This is a genomic window from Paraflavitalea speifideaquila (assembly GCF_032395985.1).
Lineage (GTDB): Bacteria > Bacteroidota > Bacteroidia > Chitinophagales > Chitinophagaceae > Paraflavitalea > Paraflavitalea speifideaquila.
The window spans coordinates 2,918,560-2,938,712 of sequence record NZ_CP135920.1 but is presented as its reverse complement, the minus strand read 5'-3'; the positions used below and the strand labels follow the sequence as shown (position 1 = coordinate 2,938,712).

At 43.4% G+C, this 20,153-nt stretch carries 22 protein-coding genes and 2 pseudogenes; 19 read left to right on the top strand and 5 right to left on the bottom strand.

Features of this window, described 5'->3' with window-relative positions:
• The first annotated feature begins 57 nt into the window (after positions 1–57).
• The 13 genes from RS881_RS20125 to RS881_RS20070 all read left to right on the top strand — a co-directional run bounded on the left by RS881_RS20125 (position 58) and on the right by RS881_RS20070 (position 7,268).
• On the top strand, positions 58–555 hold the full coding sequence (locus RS881_RS20125) for a DUF3347 domain-containing protein (protein ID WP_315822707.1): 498 nt from the start codon (positions 58–60) through the stop codon (positions 553–555).
• Between the two features lie 91 nt (positions 556–646).
• Complete coding sequence (locus RS881_RS59740) at positions 647–826, top strand: heavy metal-binding domain-containing protein (RefSeq protein WP_350340150.1); 180 nt, start codon at positions 647–649, stop codon at positions 824–826.
• Between the two features lie 67 nt (positions 827–893).
• Entirely contained in the window at positions 894–1,874 is a 981-nt protein-coding gene (locus tag RS881_RS20120) for a multicopper oxidase domain-containing protein (RefSeq protein WP_315822706.1), read from the top strand.
• Between the two features lie 14 nt (positions 1,875–1,888).
• The gene (locus RS881_RS20115; RefSeq protein WP_315822705.1) at positions 1,889–2,386 is read left to right on the top strand and encodes a cupredoxin domain-containing protein; all 498 of its coding nucleotides are present in this window, start codon (positions 1,889–1,891) and stop codon (positions 2,384–2,386) included.
• A 118-nt stretch (positions 2,387–2,504) separates the two neighbouring features.
• Positions 2,505–2,948: a multicopper oxidase domain-containing protein gene (locus RS881_RS20110; RefSeq protein WP_315822704.1), complete on the top strand. Its 444-nt coding sequence runs from the start codon at positions 2,505–2,507 to the stop codon at positions 2,946–2,948.
• 5 nt (positions 2,949–2,953) lie between these two features.
• A complete protein-coding gene (locus RS881_RS20105; RefSeq protein ID WP_315822703.1) occupies positions 2,954–3,406 on the top strand; it encodes a hypothetical protein in 453 nt (150 codons plus the stop codon).
• A gap of 152 nt (positions 3,407–3,558) precedes the next feature.
• On the top strand, positions 3,559–3,690 hold the full coding sequence (locus RS881_RS20100; RefSeq protein ID WP_315822702.1) for a hypothetical protein: 132 nt from the start codon (positions 3,559–3,561) through the stop codon (positions 3,688–3,690).
• Positions 3,691–3,807: 117 nt separating this feature from the next.
• Positions 3,808–4,095 carry a hypothetical protein gene (locus RS881_RS20095; RefSeq protein ID WP_315822701.1) on the top strand — a complete coding sequence of 96 codons (288 nt, stop codon included), beginning with the start codon at positions 3,808–3,810 and terminating at the stop codon, positions 4,093–4,095.
• Between the two features lie 199 nt (positions 4,096–4,294).
• The gene (locus RS881_RS62295) at positions 4,295–4,549 is read left to right on the top strand and encodes a P-type ATPase actuator domain-containing protein (RefSeq protein ID WP_315822700.1); all 255 of its coding nucleotides are present in this window, start codon (positions 4,295–4,297) and stop codon (positions 4,547–4,549) included.
• Positions 4,546–5,265 (top strand): HAD-IC family P-type ATPase, encoded by a 720-nt coding sequence (locus RS881_RS62290; RefSeq protein ID WP_484557627.1) that lies wholly within the window; start codon positions 4,546–4,548, stop codon positions 5,263–5,265. The genes RS881_RS62295 and RS881_RS62290 overlap by 4 nt, the downstream gene beginning before the upstream one ends.
• Positions 5,244–5,864, top strand: a complete 621-nt coding sequence (locus RS881_RS20080) for an HAD-IC family P-type ATPase (protein WP_350340149.1) — start codon at positions 5,244–5,246, stop codon at positions 5,862–5,864. The genes RS881_RS62290 and RS881_RS20080 overlap by 22 nt, the downstream gene beginning before the upstream one ends.
• A 23-nt stretch (positions 5,865–5,887) precedes the next feature.
• Positions 5,888–6,670, top strand: a complete 783-nt coding sequence (locus tag RS881_RS20075) for a hypothetical protein (protein WP_315822698.1) — start codon at positions 5,888–5,890, stop codon at positions 6,668–6,670.
• A gap of 94 nt (positions 6,671–6,764) precedes the next feature.
• Positions 6,765–7,268, top strand: a complete 504-nt coding sequence (locus tag RS881_RS20070) for a class I SAM-dependent methyltransferase (protein ID WP_315822697.1) — start codon at positions 6,765–6,767, stop codon at positions 7,266–7,268.
• Positions 7,269–7,843: 575 nt separating this feature from the next.
• On the opposite strand, the gene RS881_RS20065 is transcribed toward RS881_RS20070, so the two are convergent.
• Together RS881_RS20065 and RS881_RS20060 are read right to left on the bottom strand one after the other, a co-directional pair.
• Positions 7,844–8,548, bottom strand: a complete 705-nt coding sequence (locus RS881_RS20065; RefSeq protein ID WP_315822696.1) for a tetratricopeptide repeat protein — start codon at positions 8,546–8,548, stop codon at positions 7,844–7,846.
• A 56-nt stretch (positions 8,549–8,604) separates the two neighbouring features.
• Entirely contained in the window at positions 8,605–9,279 is a 675-nt protein-coding gene (locus RS881_RS20060; RefSeq protein ID WP_315822695.1) for a hypothetical protein, read from the bottom strand.
• A gap of 180 nt (positions 9,280–9,459) precedes the next feature.
• Between RS881_RS20060 and RS881_RS20055 the strand changes: the two genes are divergently transcribed.
• On the top strand, positions 9,460–10,077 hold the full coding sequence (locus RS881_RS20055; RefSeq protein WP_315822694.1) for a hypothetical protein: 618 nt from the start codon (positions 9,460–9,462) through the stop codon (positions 10,075–10,077).
• A gap of 111 nt (positions 10,078–10,188) precedes the next feature.
• Positions 10,189–10,614, top strand: coding sequence for a hypothetical protein (locus RS881_RS20050; protein ID WP_315822693.1), 426 nt, complete (start codon positions 10,189–10,191; stop codon positions 10,612–10,614).
• Positions 10,615–10,737: 123 nt separating this feature from the next.
• Here RS881_RS20050 and RS881_RS20045 read toward each other — a convergent pair whose 3' ends face one another.
• Genes RS881_RS20045 through RS881_RS20035 form a run of 3 tightly spaced genes read right to left on the bottom strand, consistent with a single transcriptional unit; the run spans position 10,738 to position 12,216 of the window.
• A complete protein-coding gene (locus RS881_RS20045) occupies positions 10,738–11,334 on the bottom strand; it encodes a PD-(D/E)XK nuclease domain-containing protein (protein ID WP_315824549.1) in 597 nt (198 codons plus the stop codon).
• A complete protein-coding gene (locus RS881_RS20040) occupies positions 11,331–11,630 on the bottom strand; it encodes a P-loop NTPase family protein (RefSeq protein ID WP_484557654.1) in 300 nt (99 codons plus the stop codon). The genes RS881_RS20045 and RS881_RS20040 overlap by 4 nt, the downstream gene beginning before the upstream one ends.
• A 46-nt stretch (positions 11,631–11,676) precedes the next feature.
• Positions 11,677–12,216, bottom strand: a complete 540-nt coding sequence (locus RS881_RS20035) for an AAA family ATPase (protein WP_315822691.1) — start codon at positions 12,214–12,216, stop codon at positions 11,677–11,679.
• A gap of 574 nt (positions 12,217–12,790) precedes the next feature.
• Between RS881_RS20035 and RS881_RS20030 the strand changes: the two genes are divergently transcribed.
• From RS881_RS20030 to RS881_RS20010, 4 genes and pseudogenes are all read left to right on the top strand, one after another.
• Positions 12,791–14,245, top strand: a complete 1,455-nt coding sequence (locus RS881_RS20030) for a pyridoxal phosphate-dependent decarboxylase family protein (RefSeq protein WP_315822690.1) — start codon at positions 12,791–12,793, stop codon at positions 14,243–14,245.
• A 36-nt stretch (positions 14,246–14,281) separates the two neighbouring features.
• Positions 14,282–15,027: pseudogene (locus RS881_RS59725) on the top strand (SDR family NAD(P)-dependent oxidoreductase).
• Between the two features lie 49 nt (positions 15,028–15,076).
• Positions 15,077–15,187, top strand: a pseudogene (locus RS881_RS20015) (transposase); the annotation flags it as partial.
• Positions 15,188–15,981: 794 nt separating this feature from the next.
• The gene (locus tag RS881_RS20010; protein ID WP_315822687.1) at positions 15,982–20,076 is read left to right on the top strand and encodes a sugar-binding protein; all 4,095 of its coding nucleotides are present in this window, start codon (positions 15,982–15,984) and stop codon (positions 20,074–20,076) included.
• The last annotated feature ends 77 nt before the right edge of the window (positions 20,077–20,153 follow it).

Sequence of the window (20,153 nt, the reverse complement as noted above, 5' to 3'; positions counted from 1 at the left end):
GGTAAGATAAATGATACCATAAAATAATTCCTTTTAAAATCTCCGCAGAAGCTATGGATGCTGAACTTACATAGCTTCTGCAATTCAGTTACTCACCACAAAAAAATAAAAATGAAATATCTTATTTTGTCCGCAGCTTTTGGTATAGCCATCTTTACAGCTTGCAATAGCAACAGTAATAATCAATCTAAGGTCAGTAACGATAGCGCAGCAACAAATCCGGAAAGTAAAAGCACTCTACCAACGGCTGCAGAGGCGAAAACAACCTCTCCTGTTAAGGAAATCATTGCAGGTTACCTGCAGTTGAAGAATGCGCTGGCAGATGACAAAGGGAATGATGCCGCCACAGCAGGTAATGCAATGGTAGCAGCCTTTCAGAAGGTGGATAAATCTGCATTAACTGCCGAACAAAAGAAAACTTACGAAGATGTGGAAGATGATGCCAGGGAGCATGCAGAACATATTGGAAAGAATGCGAGGTTGACCAATACAGATAAAACATTAATTATGGATTGGGCCAGGAAAACAAAAGACAGCCTTACTGCAAAAAATTAAAACAATGTTCAAACGTATTGCAAAAATTGTCCTGCGGATAGTGAAAGCCGTTTTTGTCCGGAAGAAACAATGTTGCCAATAAAAAATAGCCATGCAAAAACTATTAATAGTAATTATATTGCTTTTTATGAGCCCATTTATATGGGCGCAACAGGGAAGTAAGAAGCAGGAACAGACTGTTGTATATACTTGTGTAATGCATCCAGAGGTGCAAATGAGTAAACCCGGCAATTGCCCTACATGCGGGATGAAGCTGGTAGGGAAAAAGTGAAGGGATCTGTAAAGCAACCCAATCAGCATAAAATGCAGATGTCTAAAGACACCTCAAACCGATGCCCATGAATATGGGTGATAAGGACACTATGCAAATGCCTGTAAGGGAAAATAACAACCCGGGGCAACCCATCACTTATACCTGTTTAATGCACCCGGAAATTCATACTTCCAAACCGGGTAATTGTCCTAAATGCGGTATGAGGCTGGTAAAGGAAGAAACAAAAGTATTGCCTCCTACCCATCATCCAGCCCATGATAGCATGCAAATGCCCATGAAAGACAGTTCTAAACAAATGGATAATATGAACGGCATGAATATGGGGGATAACGGTACACTTACGGAGAATATAAAGACAGCAAAAGCGAATTTAGGACCTGTAAAAACAATTGTAACTACTACACCGCCACACACTGTACGGTATGACTTATATATTGCTGATACAATGGTGAATTTTTCGGGAAAAACAAAAAGTGCTATTGCGGTGAATGGACAAATCCCCATGCCAACACTCACTTTTACCGAAGGTGACACCGCGGAGATTTATGTTCACAATAATTTAAACGAAGAAACAGCTTTACACTGGCATGGGTTATTTCTACCCAATAGAATGGATGGGGTACCCAATCTAACCCAGATGCCCATAAAACCGCACGCTACTTATTTGTATAAATTCCCTATTGTTCAACATGGCACCCATTGGTACCATAGTCATTCCGGCTTGCAGGAACAAATAGGTATGTATGGTGCTTTTATCATGAATAAAAGAAAAGAGTGGGATATTCCCACACTCCCTGTTGTGTTAAGTGAGTGGATAGACATGAAACCCGGAGAAGTGCAACGTAGCCTGCACGCCGCTACCGATTGGTTCGCTATAAAGAAAGGGGCTACTCAAAGTTATGCAGAGGCTATAAGAACAGGCCATTTTAAAACAAAGGTTACCAATGAATGGAAGCGCATGACGGCAATGGATGTAAGCGATGTATTCTATGATAAATTTTTAATAAATGGAAAAATAAAAACGAACAACCACAATTTAAAGTAGGCGATAAAGTAAGGTTGCGAATAGCTAACGGCGGTGCTTCTGACTACTTCTGGCTTACTTATTCAGGCGGGAAAATAACAGTAGTTGCTACAGATGGAAACGATGTGGAGCCTGTTGAAGTAGATAGACTAATTATTGCAGTATCTGAAACCTATGATGTAGTGGTTACTATCCCTGATAACAAGAGTTATGAATTTTTAGTAACACCGGAAGACCGCACCAAATCAGCTTCATTATGGCTTGGCAGCGGCGAAAAAGTGCCGGCCCAAAAGCTGCCCAGGCTCAAATACTTTGCAGGTATGAAGATGATGAATGACATGATGGACATGAAAGGTGATTTAATACCGATGGAAGGAATGGAAATGCGCAACCAGATAATGGATATGAATACGGTGATGTATCCTGAAATAACCGGTGAAGAACCACCCAAAAAGAGAAAAAGAAAGGTACTACACAAGGGCATGATATGCACAATATGTCAATGTCCGGTAAAGATGATATGCAGGGAATGAATATGACATCGGAAACGCCCGATATTGTAACCCTGAATTATGAAATGCTGCGTGCCCCGGTAAAACCACTTTACCGTCAGGCCCATTAAGAGAACTACATTTTACCCTTACCGGGAATATGAACCGCTATGTTTGGAGCCTGGATAATAAAGTGGTTTCAGAAAGTGACAGGATTCTCATTAAAAAGGGAGAAAACGTAAGACTTATTCTCTATAACAATAGTATGATGCGCCATCCCATGCACCTGCACGGTCATGATTTCAGGGTACTGAATGGGCAGGGAGACAATGCACCCATGAAGAATATCATAGACATGATGCCCATGGAACGGGATACCATAGAGTTTGCCGCTACAGAGCCAGGTGGTGACTGGTTTTTCCATTGTCATATTTTGTACCACATGATGAGTGGTATGGGCCGGATTTTCAGGTATGATAACAATCTGCCAAACCCGGAAATACCCAACCCCAAACTGGCACAGCGGAAATTATTTGCTGATGACCGGATGATACACCCGATGGCAAGAATAGGTTTGAAAGTAACGGCAGTGACGGTGAACTGATGTTTATGAATACCCGATACCGCCTGCAGACTGAATGGCGTGTTGGCTTGAAAGCACACCACGGTTATGAAAGCGAAAGCCATTTTGGAAGGTATTTCGGAAAAATGCAATGGCTGTTTCCTTATATTGGTTGGGATTTCCGTAACCGGACCTTAGATGATCCGTTTGAGAAAAACTTGTTCGGACAGTTACTGGCTCCAAAGAAAAATTTATTCGGACAAACCAATACAAAAAATTTCCGGCAGGTTATCCATGCAGGCGTTGAATATACACTTCCTATGCTCATTATAGCTGATGGATCTGTTGACAGTGAAGGCAAATTTCGTTTCCAGCTAAAAAGAGAAGATATACCCATATCAAAACGTTTACGATTCAATTTTTCGGCCAATACTGATAAGGAATATATGTTCGGTTTCAGGTATATCGTCACCAAATACTTTAACCTCTACTCATTTTGATAGCGATATGGGTGTGGGGGCTGGATTAACATTAGTCTATTAAACTTAAACTATAACTTTTATGAGAACCACCCTTAATTTAACTGTAAAAAGCTGTTATCGGCCTTGGAGCAATTACTGCATTATCCTGCAGCAGGTCAAAAAATGATGACATGAACATGGGAGAAAAGAATATTGATTATCCAGCCGCCTATGTGGTGAATGGTGAAAGTAGCAGTATTTCTGTTATTAACCTATCCACCAATACGGTTTCAGACAGCATTGAGCTTGCACGGCTTATGTAACTAATCAGTTGGCAGCAAGCGTTTCAGTTATAAAAGTGTCTGATCATTCCAAAATAAAGGATTTGACTGTGGGCAAAAGCCTAACGGCATTGTGATTAAACAATAAAAACTTCACACATGGAAAATCAGCATAACCATCACCACGGCCATCAGGAGCATAAAGGTCATGACCATGCTGCTATGCAAACGTTGGAACATGCACATCATAAACAAGAGGACGAACATAATGGTCAAGACGAACATGCCGGGCATCATACCGCAGATTTTCTAAAAGGTTTCTGGCTATGCCTGGCGCTTACCATTCCTGTCCTGCTGCTGTCGCACATGATACGGCAGTGGATAGGGTTTAAACTATCTTTTGCTGGTGACAAATATTTGCTGCTTGCACTTAGTAGCTTCATTTAGGGGATGGTGGCTGGCCCTTTCTTACAGGCCTGATACGGGAACTAAAACACCGGAATCCCGGCATGATGACATTGGTGGCGGTAGCCATTACCACTGCCTACATATACAGCGTAACTGTGGTATTCGGACTAAAGGGTATGGACTTCTTTTGGGAGCTGGCCCCCTGATTGATATTATGCTACTTGGTCACTGGCTGGAGATGAAATCGCAGATGGCTGCTTCCCGTGCGCTGGAGTCACTGGTGGCATTATTGCCAGCAGTGGTGCATGTGGAGTGGAATGGAGAAATAAAAGACATTTCTTTGCGGGAATTACAAAATAGCGATGTAATCGTGGTAAAACCTGGCGAAAAAGTGCCTGCGGATGGCTTGATACTGGAAGGCAGTTCTTATCTCAATGAAAGTATGCTTACGGGAGAGAGTGTGCCGGTAAAAAAGAGAAAGGCGCTAAAGTGATTGGCGGCTCTGTAAATGGTGATGGTGTTTTAAAGGTACAGGTTACCGGCGCTGGTAATGATAGCTACCTCAACAAAGTAATTAACATGGTACAGTCAGCCCAGAGCGCTAAATCCAAAACACAGAACCTGGCTGGCAAGGTAGCCATGTGGCTAATCATTGTTTCCATCAGTGTAGGCATTATTACTTTTATCACATGGTTGGGGCGTGGACGGGAATTGTCTTTTGCGCTGGAACGGATGGTGACTGTCATGGTCACCTCCTGTCCACATGCTTTGGGGGTGGCAATCCCGCTGGTGGTAGCTATATCAACTTCCCTATATGCGATACATGGGCTACTCATTCGTAACCGTACGGCTTTTGAGAATGCACGAAATATCACTACTATTATTTTCGACAAGACTGGTACGCTAACCAAAGGTTCACATCAAGTACAAAAGATTATTCCATTGAACGAGCAGTTTTCTGCTGATGATATTCTTCAATATGCTGCAGCTCTTCAGCAAAGTTCGGAACACCATATTGCACATGGCATCATGCAAAAGCTAAAGGAAAAGAACCTGGAACTATGGAAATCTACGGATTTCAATTATATGCAGGGGGTGGGTGTTACTGGAACGGTAAATGGAAAAACATTGTGGCGGCAGGTCCCAATTATTTTAAACAGGAAAACAGGGAAATACCAACTGTTCCTATGGAAGTTGACCAGGCGGTAGATACTGTGAATTTTGTATTGATAGATAAGGAGCCGGTTGGTATTATTACGTTGGCGGACAGCATACGGGAAACCGCTGCAGACGCGATTGCAGATTTAAAAGCGATGAAAATAAAATCATTCCTTTTAACCGGCGATAATGAAAAGATAGCGGCTGCTGTGGCGAAAAAGCTGAATATGGATGGCTATTTGGCCAATGTGTTACCACATGAGAAGCAAAGTAAAGTAAAAGAGTTTCAGAGCAAGGGCAAAATTGTTGCTATGACTGGTGACGGGGTGAACGATGCCCCGGCGCTGGTTCAAGCAGATGTAGGTATTGCTATTGGTTCAGGTACAGATGTGGCGGCAGAAACAGCCGATATTATACTGGTGAACAGCGACCCAAAAGACGTGGTGCAGATGATCACCTTTGGTAAGGCCACCTACCGGAAAATGATTCAGAATTTGTTATGGGTGGTGGGATACAACATAGTGGCCATTCCACTGGCGGCAGGTGTATTGTATCCAACGTTCTTATTAAGCCCGGCAATGGGGGCCATCTTAATGAGCGCCAGTACCATGGTGGTAGCCATCAATGCCAAACTGCTAAGAGTAAAATAATTGTTAGTCAACCAATACTGCTTATGGCAAAGAGTAAACATTATTATATTCGTAAATCACACCGCTATTTAGGGCTTATTTTAGGCATCCAGTTTTTGTTATGGACAATTGGCGGCCTCTATTTTAGCTGGAGCAATATGGATGAGGTGCATGGAGATTTTCAAAAGAAGAAAGCCCCTTTATTACCTGCTGATATAGTGGCAGTATCACCCACTGTTATTGTGGACAATATAAAAAGGGTACACCCTGTGGATTCATTTATTTCCATACAACTTATTGAAATATTTGGCAACCCTTTCTACCAGGTAGGTTTGGCAAGCGTCAACCATGACAATACAGGCGAACATTCTATCCACGCCTTGAACCATCTGGCTGATGCTGTTACCGGACAATTACGCGGGGCATTGACTAGAGAGGAAGCTATTGCAGTTGCAAGCAGTAGGTTTAACGGTGAGGCGAAGATTAAATCTGTTGAGTACCTGACTACGGCAAACGGCCATCATGAATACAGGGAAAGTCCTCTACCCGCTTATGCAGTTACATTTGAGCATCCTACCGCTACCACCGTGTATGTAGCCAGCGAACTAGGGACCGTTCAAAAGTTCCGCAATAACAAGTGGAGGGCTTTTGATTTGTTATGGATGCTGCACACAATGGATTACCAGTCGCGGGACAATATCAGCAATATTCTGTTACGCATTTTTTCCATATTGGGCCTGGTAACAGTAATCTCCGGATTTGCACTTTATATAATCAGTTCCAGAACGCTAAAGAAAAGTTTCAAAACACGAAAAATGACAGCATAATGTCATCACTTGGTTAATATTTATCATTATGTCACACGTGCCAACTTACATACCAGCTTTAAAGTTCAACCGGCTAACCAGGTTTTATGATACTGTGCTGGAGAAATTGCTTCGGGAGAAAAAATGGAAATCCTATTTGCTCGAAAGTTTCATGAATAAAGAGTCTCGACAGGTTTTGGACATTGGGTGTGGTACAGCCACATTAACTTTAATGCTAAAACAAAAGTTTCCTGCTGCAACAGTTACAGGGTTAGACGGCGATACAAAGGTATTGACCATTGCTGAAAAGAAGGTAAATACACAGCGGGCAGAGATAAAACTGCTGAACGGTTATTCGTATGACCTTCCATTTTCAGATAATTATTTTGATGCAATAAGCAGCAGTCTTATGCTTCATCATTTGACTACAGAGGACAAATATCGTCCCTTTAAGGAAGTGCTAAGGGTATTAAAGCCTGGAGGTGAGTTTAATATCGCAGATTGGGGAAAGCCGGCTACTATTGGTTTCCGGATTTTATTTTATCTGGTTCAACTGCTGGATGGCTTTGCCACCACAGAAGACAATGTAAAGGGATTGATCGTTGAAGCAGCTCACTGACCGAACAATTAAAGTACAGGATTCCGAAGTCTATGAGGTCACGACCTCTGCCGTCGCCTTGGTCGAACCACACATTCAGACGTCGGTTTACCTTAAAAGATGCTCTTGTTTCCTGCCGGAGCGGAGAGAAGTACCAATAATCATGGTTCCTGACATGGTCGGGGTAGTGGCCCAATGAGGCCAGATAGTCCACCAGATCAATTTGTTTTGCGTCTGCACACATTAATTTTTTCATACACACGGTTTTCGGGTTCACAATTAGGTATGCACAATAGAAAACGGCCTGCAAACAATTGGCTATCAAATAGCTATGTTTGCAAGCCGTCTTAAATCCATCAAAAATAAGTTCGAAATTTGTACAGGCAGGGCGACTATAAAAAATGAACCCTTCAAATCGTTGGATTTGAAGGGTTTTTAGTTTTAAGGAATTACTACTGTATTTTCCTTTAATACAATTGATTGTTACAGAAATTCTAGTGGGTTCGAACTGGGAGGGGCAAAATGCAAAAGGGTTCAAATAATAATCCTAAAAGCCTATTGGCCGGAATGAAGGGAAGCTTACACTTTCGCCAAATCTACAAATGCTTCATGTATAATTCCGAACTGCTCACCAACAACGAAGTAAATTTATCCATCTCTGCCGGGTTGCTTCTGGCAATGCCAATTAACGTCAACACATGCATTGCCCGGTTAATCTGTAGTAGTTGTAACAATTTGTACTGTAGCTCTCTTAAAGCGCTATCCGGTATACTTTCCAACAAGCTTCCATAAAAATCAGCCATGCAAAAGTCTTCGATATGAAGATAGTAAAGCAGCCAGGCCGAATTAAAATGAATGAACTCATTGATGTGAAAGTGCTTCCTGGCACTATACAGATCCGACAGATACCATTTCGAATTAAATAAGCCGGGCACTTCTTCGGGGCGGTCATGCTTTAAAAGCCACTCTGCATAAATAGTTTTGGCAACAAGGTATTCTGGAAACAGGTTGACCGTCTCATACATTTCGGCTTCAGCGGCCTTTTTATCACCTAGTAACAAATATGCATTATATAGGTAATTTCTGAATACAGGATTGTGGGGCCATCGGCTGATTCCTTTCTTTAATCCTTCAATGGCCTTTTTAAGTGCCTTATGTGACCTGTTATTATCGAAAAGCTGTTCATATAGTTTTCCTAATTCTTCTTTTTCCTCCATGCCATATAGCCATGTTTGATCTTCAACACTCTCTTCCCAATCCACTCCTTTACCTGCATCTTCGACCATTTTACGAAAATCCAATCCGCGCTTTTTTAATTCGGGACGTGTAACGGCGCACATGTTGATATAGGATACTTCTACACCAAAGCGTTGATAATTATCTTGTGAAAGATTGTTGATAAACGATTCCCATTCCTCTTTACTCCAAAAATGCAGTCTATACCTTCCTCCTCATCCACAAAATCGTCATCATCTTCCTTGAAGGGTTCACCCTCCAAAATGGTATAGCCATACCCACCTTCCCCGGCATATTCCTTAACACGGGCAAGCGCAACAGGTTGTTTATTATCTGAACTCACTATCAAATGTGGCAGGCCATTCTCATCTCCGGTATGTATTTCAATCAAGGGTATCTTCTCGTCATCATCTTCAAGTAAATAGCAGGTAGTGCTAACAAAATCAGGGTGCTGCGGAATATGATATTCGGTTGCAAGATCATGTCCGGCAAAAATGATATTATGCGCCAGTGAATATTCGATCTCTATCATTTCTGTTACCTCACTGTGAGTATCAAGCCAATCCTCCAAATGATCCTGAAACATATTAAACTCATAATAGGTGTCTTTTACACCAAGGCATAAAAGATCAACCAAATAGCCTGCATAAGTAAAGTTCCCATTGGTATGTTTGCGAATGATAATCACATGAGCCATCCGGCTTGTTTCCCAATCGGCATTTACCAGGCAACGGTCAATAATAAGGGTTCTCGCACGTGATTGAATGTATTTTTCGGCAGAATGGGGCTTTGTCATATTGACAAAATTAATAGGCCAACCATTTCTATAAAAGGGAGTTATCCACAGACCTTTAAAGTCTGCGAGGGGTATATAAATCGGATTACAATACCTTTGCCGGCATCAATTCCTACTATAATGTCCGACTATAAGCTTTTACTCAACCGATGTCAGTATGTTAATAAAATTTCCGCTTCGTTGATAGACGATTTTTTAGTGTATTATGCGGCCAGGCAGGATAAGGTGGAGCGTGAATTCGAGTCCAGGGTCTCCCGATTCAAAGATGTTGAAAAGGAAATGCCGTCTAATTGGAAGGGCATGATTAAAGCACAATACATCGGTCAGCGAATTTTTAAAGCCAGCGGCCTTATACATAAATACCTAAATAGTGCTGCTGTTAAAGCCCGTGATGCCGAGGAGCAGGAATTCCTCAGGACCATGGCAGCTTATCCATGGCGGTTTAGCTTCAGCGAGATCCGGGCTAACCCGGCTTCAGATTTCTACGAAATGGAAGATGTTTTTACGGGCGACATTTCTCTTCTGTATTCGCCCTCTGTTACAAGGATACTATCAGATCATCCTGTATTGCTATGGTTCAACCTTATAGGCTACAATGGTTCCTGCTGGCAAACCTATGGCCCGGTAACTGCTTTCCGTGGATTCTCTGCAGATGATATCTTTTTTTATGCAACCGAGTTGAATCCTGCTATTGAATCGGAGGCCGATCTGATAGCCGATGTTGACGACAACCCCATCAGGTATATGGTCCCTGGCCTGCGGCGCCAATTATCCGTTGGTGACTCAGCAGGAAAATGAAGTGTTGCAGGTGACCGGTGAAGGAACTTATACCGGAATCGACGTGCAGGCATTAAGAAAAGACTTCCGCGTTGAATATGCAGAAGGGGTGTTTAAATTAAGTCATGAGATTTGGGTGAGCCACCGCACTTCGCTGAAACATTCTACGAAGAAGCATCGGGTAAAGTCCTTCTGTTTGCGCTAACTGACCGGGGCTACCAGGAACTGTCGGCCCTGCTGGTTGCATATGGAATGGAAATCCCCGCCGAACCCGATATTCGTTTACACATTCCCATGGGTTTAGTTATTAAAAAGACGCTCAAAAAGTTGCTAGTCCTTAATCCATACAGCCAATTATTTGAAAGACGAACATCTCCTGAAAGCCAGGCAGAAATGTCTAAAATCAACGGATTCCTGGCCCTTGCACTTCCTTATATCAATGCAGGGCAGCAGCCAGACATAACTGCGCTTGCAAGGGAAGCCGGAATTGACCTGGAACTGGCAGCCGAAATACTTCAAACGTCAATGGGAAGAATTAACGAAATGAGGAAATTTTGATATGGCCAGAATGCCAGGTAATTAATACCGTATTTAATACAGCCGGCTACTGTTACACTGGCAATTACAATTCTTTGACGCGGTGATCAGCAATGTTCCTTTGTTCAGAAGAGAACGCAACGCCTATGGCCAGTTTTTACGCTCGTCTCCCGCATAAGGTTGTAAATATCCTTTTTCAAAAATTTGATCCAGCGCCTCACTGGCTGAACCGTCCAGTTTCAATTCAAGCACATAGATGAACCGTTTTGTTTTTACAATAACGTCAACGCGGCCTTTGCTGCTATGTACTTCTGCCGAGATATCTATACCAACATTTTTAAACGTGAGAAGGGTAATAATATGAAAAATAGACTCCGTATCCGCACGCCAGAGGTCATAAGGGACACTTCCGATCACGGCATTTAATTCGTTGACGATACGGTGTATATCGCCTTGTTCAAATGCGGCTCTGAGATCGGCAGTGACCGATATTGAAGTGCCTGGAAAAACTTCGCGGTAAGCGCTGAGCAAATTATCCAGCAAGCTCACCTTCACTTCGCGATTCGGGTAATCCAGCGTATACAATTGTGTATCGGGGTTATAGCTTTTGATCGTAAGATAGCCTGTTTGAAATAACAAGGGTCCTGAAACTGGGTTCTCGATTTGAAAACTACCTAATGATATGTCTGATTCACGGACGTTTTCGAAATTATATTCTCTTTTCTTCTTGAGGAGGTTCACCAAAAAGAAGGAGAACCATTGGCAAACCAGAAGTTTCTAAAAGCCTCTTCTTTCATGAAGGAGAGTAACGAAAATGGATTATACAACGTCTCCTTTCCATCCCAACTATAACCAATATACCAGTTTTTAATGTTTTCCAGCAATTGAACCTTATCTATGCCGAGTACCCTGGGTAATGTATTAAGCTCATCCGAAAAGTTTGTTTCCAATTCCTGCTGGGTAATTCCCGCTATATTGTTGAAATGCTTACTTAAGGTAATATCTTCCAGATTATTGAGGTCAGAAAAAATACTCACTTTTGAGAACCTGCTTACTCCGGTAAGAATTAAGAGGCGAATGTGTTTATCCGCATCTTTCAGTATAGAATACAATTTTTTTAAAATAACACGGTTTTCTTCGGCCCCTGGGAATATCATCCAGATAATCGATCAGGGGTTTGTCATATTCGTCGATCAGGATCGCAACCTTGCCTTTTGGGGCAGCTTTGGTAATTAATTCTTTAAATAACTGATCGTAAGCAGTGCCCGTTAGCTTAACCTGTAAGCGGAGGGCATTTTCGTGTAATGCGCCTTCAATAGCGCTTTGCAATCCGATTGTACCAGTACCAATATTCGAAAATGAAATCCTGATAACGGGCGTTTTATTATCCCAATCCCATTTATCGTGAATCCAAAGCCCTTTAAATAGCGTTTCACTCCCGCTGAATAGTTCTGATATGGTATCCAGCAATAAGCTTTTCCCAAAACGACGAGGCCGGCTCAAGAAATAATACTTCCCATAATTTACCATACGGTGTATTTTTTCCGTCTTATCTACATAAACGAATCCACCTTCCCGGATTTCTCGAAATGATTGTAAGCCAATGGGATACTTTCTTGCCATACTGCAAATATAATTCATTGAAAATTAATGAACCAGATCTGATTAACCTTCAAAAAGTCTATTTCAGAATTAGTGCCGAATGCTGACCTTTAATAATTCGACCATTCAGCATTTTGTTAACAATGATGCCAGCATAAAACGGGTTTGAAAAGATTAATTTCCTGCTAAAAGAGAAGTATAGAAAAATGTTAAGTCATTCAAAAGGCAAAGAATATATGTATGAATGGGACTCTCCGGAAGGTTCGACGAGGCTGATACGACGTAAATGAATCTGAAACATCCATGAAATCTTATTGACAAAAGGCTTCTTTCGACTGATCTCATACAAATCAGTCTCCTCGCCTGGCTCATATAGCTCTTTGATCCTGTAAAAGCTGTCTCTACTTTAGTCCATTACTTTGCCAGCATGCCTAAATGTGCTAATAAAATTCAGCAGTCCTACCTTAGTTTTGGTTAACTTAGTTTCCGGGTTCAGGATCTGATAGGTTGGGATTGATGAAAGTGTAGTTGCTTTAAAGTTAATCTCATTCGGCAGATCCAATCTTACCTTCTACGCTTAATTTAAACCTATTTTATGATCACGAAAAATGAGAAGTATAACTCCTCTCAACATGATCCGGCAGATTGGAGTCCGACGGACTTTGCTGCATATGGTCATCACATGATCGAAAAGATAAGGGAATACTTCGAGTCTATGAAGCATCGTCCAGTCTGGACGCCATTTGAGACTAATGAGTGGAACGAAATATTTGAAGCACCCATGCCTGCAAATCCAGAATCTTTTCTGCAAATCGCAGATGATACCTGGAATTTTGTAATCCCTGGGAACCCCACCTGGCAACACCCAGGATTTCATGGCTTTTTCAATATAACGGCGTCTTATCCCTCAATACTAGCTGAACTTTTAAGCGCTTCGATCAATATAAATGCTGTCAATTATACTGCAGCTCCAGCTGCAGCCAGGCTAGAAAAACTCGTACTAATTTGGATGGGGAATATGCTCGGTTTAAGTCCTTCCTATGATTCCCTACTGATGGCAGGAGGATCTTCGCTAGGAAATTTTTACGCATTAGCCGCCGCGCGGGAACAAGTACTAGGTTCTGCCGGAAGGGTTGCCGGCATGACTACTGCTAATTCAGCACCCTTGAGATTATACACAACACGGCAGGCACATAGTTCTGTTACCAAAGCGGCTATCGCGTTGGGTATTGGTACAGATAATGTAATAATGATACCTGTTGATACCCATGAATGTATGGATATTCAGGCTCTCAAACACACTATTATCACAGATCGGTCCAATGGGTTGATGCCCTTTGCAGTTGTAGTCACGATAGGCTCAACCACAATTGCATCAATCGATCCTATCAATTCTGTGGCTGTTATATGCCGGGAAGAAAATGTTTGGTTACATGCCGATGCTGCATACGGTGGATTCTGGCGTATTGTTCCAGGGCTCCGGGAAGCAATTGGAGACCTTTCGGTGGCTGACTCTGTGGTAGCAAGTCCTACCAAAAGCCTTTTTATTAGTATGGATGGAGGGGCGCTATATGTAAAGCGAAAAGGGGCACTCCAACAGGCATTTAAGCTGAACTGGAATTTTTTGGAAACAGATGCCGCTGAAGAACCAATGGACCTTTCGTTGCAGTTGGGAAGGGCTTTCCGTTCATTGAAACTATGGTGGGTTTTACGTTCTTTTGGACTTTCTGGTATACAACGTCATATGACCCATGCAGTAACACAAGCGGCTTGGTTTACTGAGGAGGTTGCAAAAAATAAAGAATGGAAAGTGGTCAATAATTCAATGCTTCCGGTAGTGTGTATTTGCCATCAACATCCTTTATTTGAACAATCTGTACAAATGATCATTGAAGCCGTTAATAATAACGGCCGTTGGTTTATTACGGCTGCAACATTCCGGAAGAATACTGTTATAAGGATCTCTTTTGGTGGTTTGGGTACAAAAGATACAGAAGTAGCAGCATTATGGGCAACCCTGCAGGATGAAACTGAGCGACGGATCAGATAAATAGAGGTATTTTCTATTCGCTTAAAACAAACAAAAATGAGCAGATCTATACTGGTAACTGGTGGTTCAGGCGGAATAGGTAGTGCAATTGCCCGACGTTTTGCCACGGCTGGTGACCGTGTGGCTGTGCATTGGTTTAGCGGGGAGCAACAAGCTATTTCGGTACTTGAAAACTTACCTGGAGCAGGTCATATCACGGTGCAGGGAAATTTGACTGAGCCGGATGAAGTTGCCCGGATTGTGGAAAAACTGCAGGGGCATTCAATGGTATTGATGTCCTGGTAAACAATGCAGGTATATATATGTTGCATCAGGCGTCTAAAACAACTTACATTGAATGGCAGTTTGCGTGGAATCAGATAATTAATACCAACCTTATTGGCCCGGCTAATATAAGCTATTGTGCATTGAAATACCTTCCACAACCCGGTGGCCGTATTATCAATATTGGTTCACGATCAGCTTTTAGAGGAGAACCTGAACAACCGGCATATGCCGCCGCCAAAGCAGGTCTGTTTGCAATGAGCGGGTCTCTTGCCAGAGACCTGTCAACCCTCGGCATCAGCGTGTCTGCCGTAGCTCCTGGTTTTGTGGATGCAGGCATGGCTATACCTTTTATGGAAGGACCTGAGGCGCCTGCATTGAAAGCGCAAAGCGGATTTAATCGGGTTGCACGTGCTGAAGAAGTAGCGGAAGCTGTATACTACCTGGCCTCACCTGATGCGGAATTTGCAAGTGGCACTATCATCGACTTAAATGGAGCATCATATTTAAGACTATGATAATGGTATTTGCAACTTCAATACCCCGCAAGCTTGACGGGAAATGGCACTGGATGCTGTAGAGTTTATCAGGCGGTTTGCTTTACACATCCTGCCAAAAGGTTTTGTACGGATCCGGCATTATGGTATCCTGAGCAGCAACCTGAAAGTAATAGCACTACCATATACCGGAGCCTGGTTATTAAACTTACTGCATTAAACAAGAGTTTGATCATTTTCTGCGTCTCCAAGAGCTTTATCATAGAAAGTGGAAAATTCACGCTAATATATATAACAATTAAAGACTATAAATAAAGTCCAGACATAGAAAATAAATAATCGACTTTCGCTTGGAGGCAGTAGGCTCTCCTGTGTTCCCGTACTACTCCTGTCTGCCTGTGCTATATTCCCAGACCCTGGCCGAATCTCCCTATTCGTCTTAACGCTGGGTTGATGTGGTACTGATCTATGGAACATCCAGGACCTCGGCATTTAGGACAGTTTTCGGGCTCTATAGCTTATATTAGGGTTATATTCAAAAAAATCAACTGCAACAGTAATTGCCTGGCTAACACAAAGCTGTCTTTTAAAAAACATTCCATTTTACCCTAATTAGCTACATTCCCGTTATACTTTTTGGCATTGGCCTGTCACTTGAATTACCTTACACCACTTAACACCTAACGCATTTTTCCGTGCCCCCTTCCCTAAACAGGTTTTAGTCTTTTAGCCTTTTGCGTTTAGTGTTTAGTGTTTAGCGTAAACGTTTAGCTTGCCGTACCCCCTCATCATTTTTTATCACATTCCCTACTTCACCTGAACAGGTTGCTATCAACGCGTTGAGCACCCTGATCAAACAATCATTGCCATATTATTAAACACCGGCCTGGTGAATGGCTATCTTATGGGGTTAGCCCAACAGGCCTTAAAACCAGATGCCATTATGAAAAAAATATAGTACTAATTGCATTACTGTTGGCTTGCCTGTCGCCCTGGCGGCTGCTGGCGCAAAGTGATGGACAACCAAGGGGCGCCAACAATATGCCTTACACGCGCTACGAATCGGAAAACGGCAGTTATGGCGGTGGCGCTTCGTTACAATCCTCTGTACAGTTTGTTCAGACAGACATTGCTTCCGAAGCTTCCAATCAACGATATGTAAGCCTGCCCTCCAACGGCTCTTTTGTGCAATGGAAAACCAGTGCCGCCGCCAGGGGTGTGAACTTACGATTTACCATGCCCGATAACAGCAGTGGTACAGGGCTTACCGGCTCATTGAACCTGTACGTTAACAATGTACTGGTAAAAACGATCAACCTCTCCTCTTACTGGGCCTACCAATATTTTGATGTAGGCGGCGAAGGCGATCCATTTCAAACACCCCGCACAAAAACCTTTATGCGTTTCGATGAAGTGCATTTTACGGTTACCAATACCATCAATACAGGGGATACGGTTAAAATTCAAAAAACAACTGGTGATGGTATTACCTATGGGGTTGACTTTATTGAGCTTGAATCTGTGCCGGCTGCCATTACGCTGCCTTCGGGTTATTTGTCTATAACCGACTTTGGCGCGGTAGCCAATGACGCCAACGACGATTATGCCGCTTTTAATAGCTGTATAGCTGCAGCCAAATCACAGGGACGGAATGTATATATACCGGCAGGCCGTTTTTTACTAAGTGATAAAATAATGCTGAATGTCACGAATATGAAGATCATGGGTGCAGGCATCTGGTACACGGAAGTGTACTTTTCGACCGACAAACAATTTTACGGAGGCTTCCTGGCCCGGAGCAGCGGGGTGGAAATTTCCAACTTTACACTGGGAACGGCCAATAATGACAGGTTAAAATATGATGAACCCAACCCACGCGACGGTCAGAAATACAAAATTTACAAAGGCTTCATGGGAACCTACGGCACGGGCTCGAGCATACACCATATTTGGGTAGAACATTTTGAATGCGGATTCTGGATAGGCGGCTATGATGCGCCTTACCCGGTAGATGTAACCCGTAACCTTAGCATTGCCAATTGCCGCATAAGAAATAACTATGCGGATGGGGTTAATTTTTGTATTGGCACCTCCAACTCTACGGTAACGCAATGCAGTTTGCGTAACAATGGGGACGATGCATTGGCCATGTGGCCTGCCAGTGATATCCAGGGATCTGTACAGGAGCGCAACAATACGTTCAGCAATAATACGATTGAACATACCTGGCGAGCCGGCAGTATTGCCATCTTTGGAGGAACAGGCCACCAGGTGCACCACAATTATATTAAAGATGGGGTGGCTGGCTCAGGTATTCGCTTTACCAATGATTTTGCGGGTTTTGGCTTTGAGTATCCCGGAGATCTCACTCATTTTTATGAGAACACGATCGAAAACTGCGGAACCAGCTATGATCTGTGGAACCAAATGCGGGGCGCTATAGAAATTTTTGCAGGTTCGGGCATCTTTAATATGCAGTTCGATAATACCACCATTCTCAACGCACAGCGTGATGGCATTCGCATCAGCGGCAGCAACCTGCATCATATCGTATTTACCAATACGATCATAAATGGTACAGGTAAAGACCCGGTAACGAGGGATATTCCTGCAGATGTGTACGGCGGCTTTGGTATTTATTGTGATGCCAATTCGCAGGGGATGACGTTCAACAACCTCTCGGTGACTGATGCAGAATCGGGAACCTACATCAACAGGAACCCCTCCTTCCAGCTTATTTTTCAGAATGTGAATGTACCGGTTACAGGTGTTAGCATCAATCCGGCTGGCGATACAACCCTGGCACTAAATCAGGTTATCCAATTAACACCGGTAATTATACCTACCGATGCCACCAATAAGACCGTAAGCTGGAGCAGCAGCAACACGCAAGTTGTTACTGTTGATGCTTCCGGGAAAATAACTGCAGTGGGTACGGGTACGGCTACGATTACCGTTACAACAACCGATGGCAACAAAAAAGCCACCAAAAATATAGTGGTTAGTCCTGCCGTAAATATAAAGGCCACCGACGATGCAGCCGGTGAAGGCGGCAACACGGGTGTTTTTACCATTAGTACGGCTGGTATTACACAGGCTGTTACCATACAATATGTCGTTAGCGGCACTGCTACAACTGCTGATTATACGGCCAATCCGGTCCTGAGCGGTTCAGTTACCCTTACCCCATCGCAGCTTTCCCAAACAATTACGATAACACCGGTTGATGATACGCAGTTTGAAGGCGCTGAAACAGTACGGATTTCCCTGTTGCCTGGCGCCGGTTACAAGCTGGGCCCCGATACGACGGCTGTCATTACCATTGCCGATAACGATAACCCGCCCTGTACGGCACCGGTTATTGCGCTGGTAAATGGTACGCCACCGGTTATAAACGACCTCATAGAACCTGTTTGGTCATCGGCACCAGTCAAAGACATCAACCAGGTTGTATTGGGCAGCCGTCCTTCAGATTACAACGGGAAATGGCGGGGGCTGTATGACAACAATTATCTGTACCTGCTGGTAGAAGTAAACGATGCCAACCGGATTAATGATTCAGGCGGCAACTGGTGGGAAGACGATGTAGTGGAGGTATTCCTCGATGGCAATAACAGCAAGGGCAGCAGTTACGATGGCATGAACGATTTTCAACTGGGCTTCCGCTGGAATGACAATACTGTACATCCCGGTGGTAATTCAGTAAACAATACAACGGGCATCAATTTCAGGATGTATGCCACGGCTTCGGGCTACAATGCAGAGATCGCCATTCCCTGGACAACCATTGGCATATCACCGGCTATAGGCAAAGCCATTGGCTTTGATGTACAGATAGACGATGATGATAACGGCGGCACACGCGATGCGCAGATCACGAGTTTTGCCACCAACACCACCGCATTTCAGAACCCTTCGGTGTTTGGCACGGTGTATATGACGACCTGTAGCGGCCCCATTAACCAGCCGCCAGTTGTAAATGCAGGCGCGGATACAACCCTGAATGCGGGTACTACAGGCATTACCCTGCATGGAACAGGTTCTGACCCAGAAGGCAATACAGTTACTTATAGCTGGTTGCAAGTGAGCGGACCTTCCGTTGCCATTAGCAATGCTGCTACTGCTAATCCGGTTCTATCAGGATTAACAGATGGCAATACGTATGTATTTCAGTTAACTGTAAGTGATGGCGCATTAACTGCTTCAGATAATGTGTCAGTAGCTGTGCTATCAGTATTCAATGGTATACGTGCCTACCCTGCCGGTGGTACTATTACGATCGATGGGGTTATAAACGAATCTGCCTGGAGACTGAATAACAGTATTGCTAAAAATGTGATCGGCACTTCGAATAATACGGTAACGTTTGGCGCATTATGGGATAATAATAACCTGTACCTAGCCGCCCAGGTATTGGATAATACGCTTAACAATGACTCGCCCGATCCCTGGAATAACGATGCCATAGAGTTTTATATAGATGCCAATAATAATAAACTCACCACCTATGATGGCAACGATAACCAGTTTATAAAAGGCTGGAACAGCAGCTCTCTTTTCAGTAAAGTAGCTGTTAGTGGTGTGCAGCATGCCTGGGCTGCCATTAGTGGCGGATATGCCATTGAAATAAGCATACCCTGGTCGCAATTGGGTATTACTCCCGCAGCAGGCAGGCAAATAGGTTTCGATATAGGTAATGACGATGATGATAACAGCGGCGATCGCGACGCCCAGGCTGTATGGCAGGGCACTATTAACAATTATCAGAATACTGCTGCTTTCGGTACGCTGGTACTTGAAAGTAATGCTCCAGCCCGGGTGAGTAACCAAATAGTGCAAAACCTGCGTATTGTAACTGATGTAAGCAGCATGCAGGTAGTACCCAACCCGGTAAGTACGGGAAGTGCCACTGTACTGATCCAGGGGACATCAGAAACAGGAACTGTAAAAGTATTCGATATGGCTGGCCGCCTGGTATATACAACCAGGGGCAGTTATGGATACCATTGCATTTGCCATCACTACCCAAGGGATTATATACGGTTCGGTTTGAAAGCAGGACCTTGTTGATCAGTAAACAACTATTGGTAAAATAGGCGGCGTGCAGCATTGAAGATGATACAGGGAGGCCGTCTCAAAAGAAAGGG